10 protein-coding genes and 1 pseudogene are annotated in these 12,412 nt (G+C 66.4%); 6 read left to right on the top strand and 5 right to left on the bottom strand.

Features of this window, described 5'->3' with window-relative positions; translation table 11 throughout:
• The first annotated feature begins 6 nt into the window (after positions 1 to 6).
• From AB0M30_RS24105 to AB0M30_RS24090, 4 genes are all read left to right on the top strand, one after another.
• Positions 7 to 177 carry a hypothetical protein gene (locus AB0M30_RS24105; RefSeq protein ID WP_364587354.1) on the top strand — a complete coding sequence of 57 codons (171 nt, stop codon included), beginning with the start codon at positions 7 to 9 and terminating at the stop codon, positions 175 to 177.
• Between the two features lie 87 nt (positions 178 to 264).
• On the top strand, positions 265 to 1,140 hold the full coding sequence (locus AB0M30_RS24100; protein ID WP_364587351.1) for a GNAT family N-acetyltransferase: 876 nt from the start codon (positions 265 to 267) through the stop codon (positions 1,138 to 1,140).
• Positions 1,137 to 1,958, top strand: a complete 822-nt coding sequence (locus tag AB0M30_RS24095; RefSeq protein WP_364587348.1) for a hypothetical protein — start codon at positions 1,137 to 1,139, stop codon at positions 1,956 to 1,958. The genes AB0M30_RS24100 and AB0M30_RS24095 overlap by 4 nt, the downstream gene beginning before the upstream one ends.
• Positions 1,959 to 1,980: 22 nt before the next feature.
• Complete coding sequence (locus AB0M30_RS24090) at positions 1,981 to 2,475, top strand: NUDIX domain-containing protein (protein WP_364587345.1); 495 nt, start codon at positions 1,981 to 1,983, stop codon at positions 2,473 to 2,475.
• Here the strand turns inward: AB0M30_RS24090 and AB0M30_RS24085 are convergent.
• On the bottom strand, positions 2,465 to 3,088 hold the full coding sequence (locus tag AB0M30_RS24085) for a GNAT family N-acetyltransferase (RefSeq protein WP_364587342.1): 624 nt from the start codon (positions 3,086 to 3,088) through the stop codon (positions 2,465 to 2,467). The two genes, AB0M30_RS24090 and AB0M30_RS24085, sit on opposite strands and share 11 nt — an antisense overlap.
• Positions 3,089 to 3,143: 55 nt before the next feature.
• Entirely contained in the window at positions 3,144 to 3,584 is a 441-nt protein-coding gene (locus AB0M30_RS24080) for a hypothetical protein (protein WP_364587340.1), read from the bottom strand.
• An 815-nt stretch (positions 3,585 to 4,399) separates the two neighbouring features.
• Between AB0M30_RS24080 and AB0M30_RS24075 the strand changes: the two are divergent.
• Positions 4,400 to 5,074: pseudogene (locus tag AB0M30_RS24075) on the top strand (phosphotransferase); the annotation flags it as partial.
• Positions 5,075 to 5,326: 252 nt separating this feature from the next.
• Here AB0M30_RS24075 and AB0M30_RS24070 read toward each other — a convergent pair.
• Both AB0M30_RS24070 and AB0M30_RS24065 read right to left on the bottom strand, forming a co-directional pair.
• Entirely contained in the window at positions 5,327 to 5,773 is a 447-nt protein-coding gene (locus AB0M30_RS24070; RefSeq protein WP_364587586.1) for an NUDIX domain-containing protein, read from the bottom strand.
• A gap of 123 nt (positions 5,774 to 5,896) precedes the next feature.
• On the bottom strand, positions 5,897 to 8,485 hold the full coding sequence (locus AB0M30_RS24065; protein WP_364587338.1) for an NB-ARC domain-containing protein: 2,589 nt from the start codon (positions 8,483 to 8,485) through the stop codon (positions 5,897 to 5,899).
• 433 nt (positions 8,486 to 8,918) lie between these two features.
• Between AB0M30_RS24065 and AB0M30_RS24060 the strand changes: the two genes are divergently transcribed.
• Positions 8,919 to 9,293: a PadR family transcriptional regulator gene (locus AB0M30_RS24060; RefSeq protein ID WP_364587335.1), complete on the top strand. Its 375-nt coding sequence runs from the start codon at positions 8,919 to 8,921 to the stop codon at positions 9,291 to 9,293.
• Between the two features lie 868 nt (positions 9,294 to 10,161).
• Here AB0M30_RS24060 and AB0M30_RS24055 read toward each other — a convergent pair.
• Positions 10,162 to 11,997: a hypothetical protein gene (locus AB0M30_RS24055; protein ID WP_364587332.1), complete on the bottom strand. Its 1,836-nt coding sequence runs from the start codon at positions 11,995 to 11,997 to the stop codon at positions 10,162 to 10,164.
• Between the last annotated feature and the right edge of the window lie 415 nt (positions 11,998 to 12,412).

Below are 12,412 nucleotides of genomic sequence, written 5' to 3'. Positions count from 1 at the left end.
GAAACCATGACCGCTGTCCTCGTTCCGCTCGAACGGCGCGACCCGAGCGGCACAACCATCCCCGTGCCGCTCACCACCCCACGAGGCCCGGCCGAGATCGAGTTCGTCGAGCACCTGGACGATCTCGTCGAGTCGTCGAAGTGCAGCTGCAACGCCGGTGACGACAACCCGTACTAGCAGCACCTCAGCTGTCTTGGTGACCTCCGGCGTGTCCACCGCCGGGGGTCACCGAGCAGTGTCGGCCGGATGGGTAGCGTGCCCGGCATGCGATTCCGGCCGCGCTGGTTGCGCCGCGTCCTGCAGGTGCCCATCGTCCCCACCCTGGGACCGGTGCACCCGGACACGCTGCGGCCGGAGATCTTCGACGACATCGTGGCCGCCGCGCGCACCGGCGAGATGCTGCCGTTCGACAAGGAGCGCCGCTGGTCGGCGACCAAGTCCGAGACCGTCCTCGTCGACGAGATCATCCACCGCCCCGACCTCACGATCATCCCCACGCTCAACCACCGCGGAACCGGCATGATCAAAACCCACGTCTACAGCCCGGCCAAGCCCGACACCGCAGCCCTCCGCGCGGCAACACGACGATGGTGCGCCGCCTACGGCGCGGCGACCGGCCGCGTCATCTGGTTCACCCCCGAGCCACCACAGAACGACACCGCCACAGCAACCCGAATCCTGCTCAAGACATTCGCCGAGGAGGACACACCCAGTACTGCTGAACGAATCCGCGAGCTCGACGCCTGCCCTCCGTCCACTCAGGATACCTTCGCGCAGCTGGCCCAGCAGGTATCGGAAACCGGGCTCGACTTCCTGTTCCGGCGCTGGCGTGAAGGCCGCGTGGACGGGCCGATCCTCGCCGCCGTCGACGACGGTGTGGTCCTCGGAGCGATCGGCCCGCTCGCCGTGATGCCCGATCGCGACGGGACACCGGTCCTGCTGCCGCAGTACTTCGGGGTCGCTCCCGAGCATCGCGGCTACGGGCACGGCCGCGCCCTGTGGCGGGCTGCCATGGCCTGGGGCACCTGGCACGGCGCGCGCTACCAGCTGCTGCAGGCCACCACAGGAGGCGCGTCGGAATCACTGTTCTGCTCTGAAGGGCTGACCACCCTCGGCTTCACCTGCGCGGTGGCCGCGTGAACCAGCCCGGCGCAGCGGCGTCCATGGGCACCCGCGACCGCGCCATCCTCCCTCCAGCGGCCCGCGCCGCGGTCGAGGCCGAAGTCGGTGAGATCCGTCGCGTCGAGCCAGTGGCCAGCGGCTTAAATTCAACATTCGCCGCCGTACTGCACACCGCCGACGCGGCAGTATTCGTGAAGGGAACGCCCAGCGACCATCCCCGTGTCCGCGGACTGCACCGCGAAGTCGCGATCGCCCCGTACCTCGCCGGGATCGCGCCGCCACTGCGCTGGCACCTGGACGTCGCCGGCTGGGATCTGCTCGGATTCGACTACCTTCCCGGCCGCGTCGCCGACCTCTCCCCCGGCTCCGACGATCTCGCCGCCGTGGCGTGCACCCTCGCCCGGCTCGGCGAACTCGAGCCACCGGACCTGCCGCTCCTCCGGATCGAACAACGCTGGACCGGCCTGGCCGACGACGCCGACCTGGCCCTCCTCACCGGCGACCACCTCCTGCACACCGACCTCAACCCCAACAACGTCCTCATCAGCGACGGCCGCGCTTGGCTCGTCGACTGGGCCTGGCCCACCCTCGGCGCGGCCTGGATCGACCTCGCCGGCGCCGCGCTCTGGCTCATCGCCGAAGGCCACATCCCCGCCGCCGCAGAAGCATGGGCACACACCCTCCCAGCCTGGAACCACGCACCGGCGGAAAGCCTGGACACCTTCGTCGCTGTCAACGCCCGCCTCTGGGCCCAGATCGCCGACAACGATCCCCAGCCGTGGAAGCTTGACATCCGCAACGCCGCCAACCAGTGGCTGACCCACCGGAGCTCATGAACCGCTCACGAGGACTCGCCCGATGACCACTCCCACCGAACCGCCGCTCCGCGTCGGCGCCCGCGTCCTACTCCTCAACACCGCCGACGAGGTCCTGCTCATCCACGCCCGCGACCCCGACGAGCCCGGCCACCACTGGTGGGAGCTCCCCGGCGGCGGACAGGACCCCGGCGAGAAGCTCGAGGACACCGCCCGGCGTGAAATCGCCGAGGAAACCGGCCTCGTCCTGGGCGAGATCGGGCGCAAGCTCTGGACGCGGGAGAGCCGCTTCATCTATCGCGGCCGAGAGCATCACCGCCTCGACCACGTCTACCTCGCCCGCACCGACCACGACGCGCCGCAGGTCGCCCTCCGGCACACCGTCAACGAGCGCGCCGGCCTGATCGAGCGCCGCTGGTGGTCGGCCGCAGCGCTCTCGAACTGTGGGGACAAGCTCCTGCCGGCTGAGCTGCCGAACCTTCTGCAGGAACTGCTCGACGACCGCCTTCCACTTGCTCCGCTCGCGCTCACCGCGTGAGGTCGGCTGCGCCGGCGTGGGCGCATCGCTGACCGGGTCGGCGCATGGCGATTCGGGCGCGGAACGACTGCGCCACCGGGCCATCCGGCAATGGCGCCGTCCAGCGGTAAGACGGGGCACGAGCCACGGCAGCTGCCACCAGAGTGCGGCCGAAGCCGAGCCGCCGGTACTCGGCGACGACATGGACGTAGTCCACCGTGGCCGTTCGGCAGCTGGCGCACGGGCTGGCGGTGACCGCGCCGACCTCGGTGCCGTCGAGATGGAGTTCGATCCGGCCGGCCAGCGTCCCCGCAGCCGGTGGATGGGCGACCAGGACGAGCCCGTCGCCCGGGGCCGCGCCGGGCGCGTGCTGGACCGTGACGTCGAGGTGAGCCCATTCGGCAAGGCGCCGGGCTGCGGGGTCGCAGCCTTCCTGCGCGCGGCAGACCTCGCAGAGCGTGCCGTGCAGCCGGTAGCGGTGACTGTAGGGCTTTAGCTTGTCATAGAGGTCCAGGTCAAGCCGATGGCCACGCAAGCAGACGACGAGATTGCCGGTCGCCGGCCGAACGGGAATCAGCCCGCCGAACTCACCGCGCGCCCCTGACCGAACGGCGCCGCCGACTTGGTCGATCATCGGGCACCTCGGTACAGTCCCGACCGATTCGAGCGCGACGGTGACGTTGTGCGGGTCATCCGGCGACCTCGGTCAACCCACGGCCGGCGGGTGCCTCGACGGTGGCGACGGCACCGCCGGGGCCGGGGAGCTGCAGCGCGACGGTGCGCGGACGGGCCGCAGCACCGCGGCCGCGGCTGGTCGCCACGACCTCACGGAACTCCAGGTGGCCGAAGCCGTCGTCAGCGAGACCGCGCCACCGGCGGTTCGCCACGCGCACCTCAAGGTCGGCGGCCGGCCACGAGCCGGCGGCGATCAGGACCGCGCCCCGATTCCGCACCCGCCCCGCCAGCCGACGGGCCAACTGCGGCTGCATCCGGCGAGCGGCGGCCAGACCGAGCGCGACCAAGTCGAACCCGTCGATCAACGCCGACAACACCGCCGCAACCTCGGCCCCGGGCTCGGGCACGAGCGCCAGCCGCTCCAGCTCGACGCCCAGCTCGGCAGCAGCCGCCACACTGCGGGACGGTGCTGGCACTGTCAAGCCGGGCCGGTCAAGCTCACCCCGCCGCGACTGCGCCCGCGCGCAGGGCGGCGGGCAGTCCTTCTGGACTCATGAGCTACCGACGCCAGCAAGCCCAGTGGCTCAGCGGCACGGCAATGTGAGATCCCGCTCGATGCCGAGGATCACCCACGCAGCCCTCGGACTCTTCCCCGGCGTCGCCGCGCGGAAGGATCACATCGGGCCGCTGACCGTACGCGAAGAACTAACGTTGTCGCCTCCCCGCGCGTTAAATCACGACGCGCACGGTGACCTGATCATCCGCCAGCCGGAAGACCCTGGAGGACCGGGCCGTGTGGCCCTGGCTGCCAAGCACGGCCGCGGCCGATAGTTCATGAGTCGGCCCGGGAGCCGCCCCCCAGCTTCCCGGGCCGACGCAGTTGGTCAGGCTGGCGTCGAGAGCCACCACGGCCTCCAGTTGTCGATCGGCGCGGATACCCCCGGACGTCGCCGCCCGTCGCGCCGACGAACGCGGCGGAGACCGCCGTCCCGCGTTCACCGGCGAGCAACGCGCTCACCTCACCTGGGTCGACCATGCGTACGTACTGCTTGCCGAACGAGACCCCCAGCTCACCGCCCTCAATGTCACCAACCTCGACCCGGTCGACACCCACCTAGCCATTCACGCCGCCCTGGGTCAGATCAGCCAGACGGGCGACATCGACCTGGGCTCGTGTGCGGGGCACCACGAAACCGCCGAGCCCGTCTCCTACGCTGGCCACGCCAGGCCCCGTCTATCCGCCCCGAGCCGAAACCGAGAGTCCGAAACGATGACCACGTTGGCCAGCCACCGCGAGAACTCCGCTCCCACCGACCTGCTCAGCGCCCTGCGCACCGCGCGGGCAGCCGGAGCCGACGCACTGGCCGCCACGCTCGACGAACACGGGTTGCACTCACTCGACGGTGGCCGCAACAACGACGTCTTCGCATGGACCGCGGCCACCACGCCGATCTGCATCAAGCTCTACAAGAAGACCGACCGGCAGCGCGTCGAGCGCGAGTGGCATGGCCTCACCCACGCCGCCGGCCTAGGCAGCGCACCGGAACCGCTGTGGCTCGACCGGGACCCCGAACAGCCGGCCCTCGGCATGACGCTGCTCCCCGGCGCCCCGATCCTCGACGTTCTCGACCCGGCGTCAGCCATCAAGTCGCTCGCCAACACCACCCGCGCTCTGCAGAGCGTTCCGCTGAAAGAGCCGCTAGCCAGCCTGGAGCGCGTCGACTCCATCGGCCACTACATCGCCCGGCTCACCGATGTCTGGCCCGGCCAGCTCGCCGACGCCGCCGACGATCCCCAGACCCCGGAGATGCTCGATCTCCTGCACCGCTGGGAGAACAGCGGCGACGCCGAACTGCTCGCGCAGCCCGTCACCCGCGTCTACTCCCGCGGCGACGCGAACCTGCTCAACTGGCTCCACGAGGGCGAGTCCACCTACGTCGCGGACTTCGAGTTCAGCGGCTACTCCGACATCGCCGTCGACGCCGCCGACCACATCGAGCACATCAGCGCCCGCGTCATTCCCGACGACGTCTGGACCAGCGCCGAAGCCGACCTCGGCGTCACACCGGACAACCGGGCTCGGTTCGAGGCCGCGCGGCGCACCATCGCGCTGCGCTGGCTCGCCGTGCTGTGGAAGCAGCGCACCAAGCGGGTCGAGGAGTTCACCGCTGCACGAGCGGGTTCGCGCGCTCCAGGGCTAAATCACGACTGCCCAATGCCCGCCAGCGACGTCAGCACGGCCGCCGCGTCGACGTCGCCCTTGCTCAGCATCGGCACAACCGCGAACAAGCCGGTCGCCAGCAGCCGCGTGTCGGCGAACATCGCGAGGCCGTCGAGCTCCTCCGGCCCCGCCCGCCCAGCGGAACGGATGTTCCGGCTCTCGGACTGCAGCATCAGGGTCGGTGACAAGGGCGAAGTACTGGTGATCGACATGCACGTGACGATCCCCGCAGTACCCATCCGGCGGCACCGGCTGCTCGGTGATCCACCACGGCATCGTCAACACGGTGCGCGGAAAGTCGGCCGGGACTGCTGGACCTGGGGGCCGCACCAACCGAACCCGTCGGCCAGTTTCCTCTTCGACCTCGCGAAGGGCGGCATCAACCTGCGACTCGCCCGGTTCAGCATGACCACCAGGGATCATCCAACGCCGCAGGCGAGGATGCTCGACAGCCCCAAACTCCACACTCCACCGACCAGCCCGAAGATGAACACGCTCGATGTGAAGTGCTTGATCACTCAATGAGTTTGCCAGACCTCGCGATGTTCAACGCCACCGTAGGTGACGGAGCACGGAACGCAACCTTTGCAGGAATGTCCGCCGCTGCAAGGCCGTTCGATGAGCGGCGAGTCGCTTCACCAGGTCGCCGTTATCTGACGCGGCAATGGCTCCCATCGCCGTATCCACCTCTTCGATGGCCGCCGTGTCGTCCCCGAATCGCTGGCGCATTCGATCGTGACGGTCCACGTCGGTGACGCAGTCAACCAAGCGCGCGGCATCCGCGGACTGGTGGAGCATTCGTGGGTATGAAGACAACAAGTAGTCAGGTGTGTCTTCGGGCCAATTGCGAGCTCGGTAACTATCCGCCCAACTGTGCAGCCTATCGCGGTACTTCGCAAGGGTTGTCGGTCCAAACATCTGCAGAGCAGTTACGTTCAGCTCCTCGTGGGCCAAAAAGTAAACGGGTGCGCCGTTTCCCTCGCGCTTGGTGAAGCTGCGTTCGTCCATGAGGTCTTGGACAGCCCACACGGGTGTGTCGGTGAGTTCGGCGAGGTCATGCACCGTCAGGCCGCCGCATGCGGCGGCAATCAGACCAAGCAGGTCACGGTTGCTGCCCTCGCCCAGCAGCCTCTGCAGATCCCGGAGCATCTCGGCTTGTAGAACTCTGGCGTGGGTACTCGGGTTTAGCGGGCGGACGATGCCTGGGATTCGCAGGGAGTGGTGAGGCGGCACGTCGGCCGGGAGTGTCGCGTTCGATCGGTCCGCGACGATGATCCGCAATCCTCGCGGTGGGTGAGTTGGCAGTAGCGCGGCGATGCTGTGGGCGTCAGGTCCCGCGTGCACTCCTCGGTCCTCGTCCAGGCCGTCGACGAGCAGGACCAAATGCTCACCGCGGCTGCTGCAGGCTTGCGCCGCTTCCTCCAGGAGGGCAAGCAAATGGGCCTCGCGGGTCACCTCGGTCGAGAACGGTGGAATTTGCTGGCCTAACACCGCCAGTAGCTGCTCCATGACGTTGTCGACGAACGCCGACCGGTCGGACTGCCCAACCACGCGTCCCGTGACGAAGAACGACACTACCTGCACTCCTGCTGGTGGGTGCAGTGCGAACCAGGACAACAGTGCGGTCTTGCCTGACCAGGCTCCGGCTCGCAGCCACAGGTAGCTAGGTTCGTTGTCGTTTGTGGCGAAGGCAGCCAGCTCCGCGAGTTCGCGGTCGCGGTCAGCGAGCATCTGAGGTGCGATGCGCTGGATTTGGGATGAGTAGCGGGAGCGGACCGGCGAGGTGCGCCAGTCCACTGCAGCGTCTGGGGCGTCGAGCGAGTAGATCTCCACGTCGCCGTGGACCTGGCTTTGCAGGTACACCCCGAGCCGGTCGTACAACGCGTTCGCCTGTGCGTCGGACACCGCCAGGCTCTCGGTGTGCTCGATCACCATGCTGGCGTGTGCTGCGAGCATCGCGCATCGCGGCCATTGGGCCGGGTCGTCCGGGCGGATAGGGAACAGTTGGTTCACCAGCGCGACAGCCCGCGTCGCCCACGTTCGGGCGCTGGCGCCCAGGTGCAACCGCGTCACCTGCGACACCAGCCGGTGCAACCTGATTCGATCGGTGTCGATCCTGGTAAAGAGGTTAGTTCGGACCAAGGCGCCTACCGCGCGCTCGTGGTCGATCGGCTGGGCGACGGTGCCCGCTAATTCGGGCGGAAGGAGCTTGGGTAGGGACAGCAGCAGGTGTAGGTCGATATCCTCGGGGTCGAGGAAGGCACACAGCCTCAGCAGTTGCAGGGCCGCGGGTTCGTCCTCGGCGAGCTGGTCGTAGTGCAGCAGCCAGGTCGTGGCGACACTGGCCGGATATCCGTCGATTGCCTCGGCAAGTAGACGGCCGGCCGCGTCGCGATCCCGATACAACTCCAGGTACCTCTCGATCGGCAGATCCCGCAGGTCGAGGTAGCCAGCGGCCTGAACTAGCGCCAGCGGCAGGTCGCCCAGCGCTTGGGCTAAATCATCGGCGGCGGCCGGGCTATAGCGCACAACAGCGCGGGCCAGATAGGCCAGGGACTCCTCGCGTGTGAACCGATCGAGGTCGACTTGCGCTGCCAGCTTGCCCCAGCCGCGGAACCGGCTGGTGATCAAGGTGGCTCCTAAGCCGACTGGGATCCAGGGGCGGACGGCGTCAGGACCAGCAACATTGTCGAACACGATCAGCCAGCCGCTTCGTTCCTGAAGGGCCGCGCGCACGTCCTTAACGGTTTGGTCTTGGTCATCCGACACGCTCAGGCCCAGGGTGGGGGCCAGGTCTGCGATGTCTTCGACGAGCGTCGATTCCGTCTCCGCCCGTATCCACCAGGCGATGGAGTACCTCCCGGACTCGTGTCCCCGGTGGGCGAGTTCGAGGGCGATGGCCGACTTGCCCATGCCGCCAAGTCCGTGCATCGCCACCACCGCGACGGGGCCGCCCGCGAACTCGGCCTCGATGCGTTCGAACACCGCGTCGCGGCCGATGAAGGCCGGATTGCGCGGCGGCAGGTTGTGGACGGGCTTGACGGTGGCGAGCTCAACGGTGCGGGCGGCAGCAGGCTGGCCAGGTTCGTCGGAGGACAGCCGCTGGAGAGCAACACCAACAAGGATGACCAACATAGCGAGAACCGTGGTTGCACCCCAGGTCCACCAGGGATCCTGGGTCCAGCGTGCGAACCGCTGTGGAACTGCGTTGGTGGCCAGATTGGTGGACACTGCTAGCAGAGCGACGAGCAGGGCGCTCAACCCGGTCAGCAAGGCAAGCAGACCAGTGCGCCGTCGGTGACGCCTGCGCTCCCTAGCGGCCATGACCAAATCGTCCCAGAGGTCCTGCACAGGTACTGGAGTGCCCTCACGAGTCTTGCTCCGGTTGTTGTGACCGCGAGCGATAGTTGTCACCGGGAGGTGTGGGAGATCCACCCACCGACGCGGCTTGTTGTGGCCCCTGGCTGCCACCGGAGTGGGACCTACTCGTCACTACAGGCCACTTGGCCGCTGGACTGGGCACTCTCAGACCTTGCCGGCCACTGTACGACCTAGGTAATATAAGGGGATGGCGGATGCTCCAGCCCGGGTGACCGCGTCCCTTCTCGACGTACTCGTCGTGCTCCTTGATGGGTTCGCGCAGGGCGAGGACGTACACGGATGGGCGATCATGAAGACGATCAAACGCTCCGGCCCCACCGTGTATGGGGTGCTAGATCGGCTCGAAGACATCGGATGGGTGACTGGTCGCTGGGAAGACAGTCCCCCTGAGTCAAATAAACCCCGTCGCCGTTTCTATCGACTTACCCCGCATGGGGAGAGTGCTGCGCGCGCTCTTGTCGCCGAGCGGCGCGGCGAGAACTGCCAATCCCAGGTACACCCCACGCTCGGGTTGGCGCTTGTCCGAGAGCTTTTCGGTCGACAGCCCGGGCGGGCGACGTGACCACTGGAGAAGTAGTAATCACGATAGCCTTGGGTTTGGCGGTTAACGAGACGAGCGAACTTTCCCCTTGGCTTGCCAGGCGTGCAGTCCGAGTCGCCGCGCGTCTACGCTACGCACGGAACCGTCGTAGCGAACTTCGAGGGGAGGAATGGGCGGCACTAATAGACGAACGTCCCGGTAAACTCTTCAAGCTTCTCACCGCAACCGGGTTTCTTCTCGCTGGCTTTTTCGGTTTCACGCTTCGCATAGGCTGGTACGTGACTACCCTATGGTTTGGCGCCGCATGCGCGAAAATGTTGATAATTGGCGGGCTTCGGTACGTCGTCTCCAACGGCGACAGTCGAGCCGCTGAGGCGGCGCAGGCAATTATGCTTCGCGGAGTGCAGTTTACAATACGGCCAGCGGTGCGATTGGGCACTTTTTCAACCGAGGAACAAGCGATGGAGTTCTTGTTTGCTCACCTTTCCAGCGGTGAGCTCATGCAAAGGTTGAGCGAACTGAACTCGAAACCCGCCCCGCCCCTAAGTCGAAGCAGTCAAGTCACTGATGGATGGCTTAGGGTCAAAGCAATCAAATTGCTAGTTCTGACTTTTTTTGGCCTGGCCGCCATAATGACGTTGGTCGGATTTTCGCTAACACGAGCAAGGTTTTCCGAGCATCGCCTGATCCGGCTGACTCAGCAACTTGAGAAGAGATTATTTCATATCTACGCATGAAACCGGTCTGGACGATGACTTACGAGCGCGCGCACGATCGCTACTTTCGGCGAACCCGCGCCGGGTACTTCACGATCCCCATGTGACAGGAGACGTCTTGACGGCCATTCTGCCTCAGGGAGTCGCGCCTCAGCTGACCAAGTCGGATTCGACTACCTCACACTCGGAGGTCGGACGACCAACCCGAAGTCGGCAGCCATCCTGTCCAGCGCCTGGCGGACCCACCTGTCGACGTCCTCACCCGATAGCCCCAGAGGGGCAGTCGCAGCCACGGAGAGATCTCGGGACTGGCTACTGCGTGGGACGCCGAGACTAGACAGGTCGACCATATCTAAGGGCCTGACAGTCCGATCTGTTCCAGCGTATTCCGGACGTTCGCTCTGGATGTAAAGCTCCACCCGTGGCGCGCCGGCAGGCTGGGCACTGATCGGGTCGTCCAAGGCTGCCAGTGGCACCACCATCGTGGCGACACGCCAGGCTTGTATGAAGAACTCGATCAACTCGGCCATCGAAACTCGAAGAGTCACAGGAATCAGCAAGGGAGCATTCGATGCCATAGCAGGGGCAAGTGCGGTGAAGTCGATGCGCAAGTCGACGACTGTCCGCAATTCTTTGGTGTAACCGTCTGGCAGCACCATGTACAAGCAGATCGACACCGCCGGGCGGCCCTCGGCGCCGGTCGCGGTGAGGTGATACGCGCTGAACCGGCTGTTGTTGTGACCGTCAGGTTCGTCGATTTCTTGCCATTCCATCCCGGCAGCGTCGAGTCCGTATCGATCTGCAAGGTGACGGCAGACCTCACCCAGTCCGGTCTTCTGGAGGGCGGTCAGCATCTTCGCCCGACCGCGGTCGGTGATTCCCCAGTCCTCCACTGCCAGCGGGATTCTTCCGGCAAGCCGTAGCCGAAGGTCACGCTTGTCCGACAAGCTCGTCCAGGAGTCCTTATCCCGGCTGGCTTCGCTGTCCAAGACGATCTCCGGCTGCCACACCGGGGTCTTGCCGGGCCGGCGAATCAGGCGACCACGACCTCTACGGCCCCACTGCCCGCCCTCCAGCTCGATCTCCTGGCGGTCCGAGCCGATGAATGGATCCGGGTCGGCGCGATTGACGGCAGGAAAACCGATCCCGATTGTTCCGGAATTCGGCAGCCCGCCACCAATCGCCTGCAGGTCGTCCCACACGGTGCGAGCGAGGACTGAAGCAGGTTTTCCGGGCAATTCGACCAGGACCGCGGGCTCGCCATAGGGTCCGCCAGGGAAGTGCTGAACCCAGCCAGGTCCGGCTTCCTGCACTTCGCCCATCGCCTCACCGAACCGTCCGGCGCCTCCGGCCACGTCATAGGCGGTTTGGAAGGTCGCTTCGTGTCCGGGCTGACCAGGGCGATACTGCGGGCCAGGAAGAACGACATCGACTCGCGAGGGAACGGGGGGCGCCGTGAGACGATCATGCATTGCCGCGAGCACCTCGTTCGGCGTAATCAAGGCCCTGAACGCCCGCCGGACATCGGGGTAGCTGTCGAGCAAGGTGCAGACGGTGATCCCGTCCCAGACTGCCCAGCCCTTCAGACCCAGCGCTGTCGCGTAGCTTCGGATCAACGCATCGATTTGGTCCTTGCCGCCCTTGCCGGGTACAGCAGAGAGTGACACGTTGGTCACAAAGATCAGGTACTCGGGCAACCGACCGTCGAGTACACGTTTCTTACCGGAGGCGGACCACGCCTTCAACTCAGCGGAGACCTGCTGCCGCAACCAGGCCGTATCCGATCCGGTGCCCATGATCTTCGCCTTGTACTTGGCTTGCAGAACGCCGTAGCCGTCCCACGGCTCGATGGGGTTTGGATACGGCAGCCGACCGCGAAAGGTCGCTTCGCGCCCGCCATCCGGTCCCTCGCCGAACACCTCAACGCCCGGACCCAGGACACGGACGGCCAGAGCCTGACTCAGGCGCTCGAAGCCCTGCGGACCAAGCCCGCTTAGGTCGTCTACCACCTGTTCATCCTCGCCGATCGCACCAGTAAGACCCGCATCGGCCCTCTCGGCCCCTCATGATCGAGCCGCCAGCGCGGAGTTCACATGACCGGACGATGTGGAGCACCGCGGCCTCGGCGCTTGGGACGAGCAGGACCTTTCGTTTCGACGCCGGCCTGCCGAGTCCGGAAAGTCTGTTCGCCATCCGAGCCGGGATCGCAACACCCCAGTTCGACGCAGAGCTGCACCTCGTTGACCAGCTGGTTCCGGCCAGAGGCGTGCAACGACGCGAGCAGACGGCCACATCGATGGTGCACCGGGCCCTGCATCGTGATCGCAACGCGCCTATCACGCTTTGGTAACCGCCAGTAACAGTACGTGGTCGTCGGCGACACGTCCGTCAAAAGACCATCGACGCTGATCACCGATCTATCCT

Origin of the sequence: Amycolatopsis sp. NPDC051716, from assembly GCF_040681595.1 — a bacterium.
Taxonomy (GTDB): Bacteria; Actinomycetota; Actinomycetes; order Mycobacteriales; family Pseudonocardiaceae; genus Amycolatopsis.
This window is presented reverse-complemented; position numbering and strand designations above follow the sequence as displayed.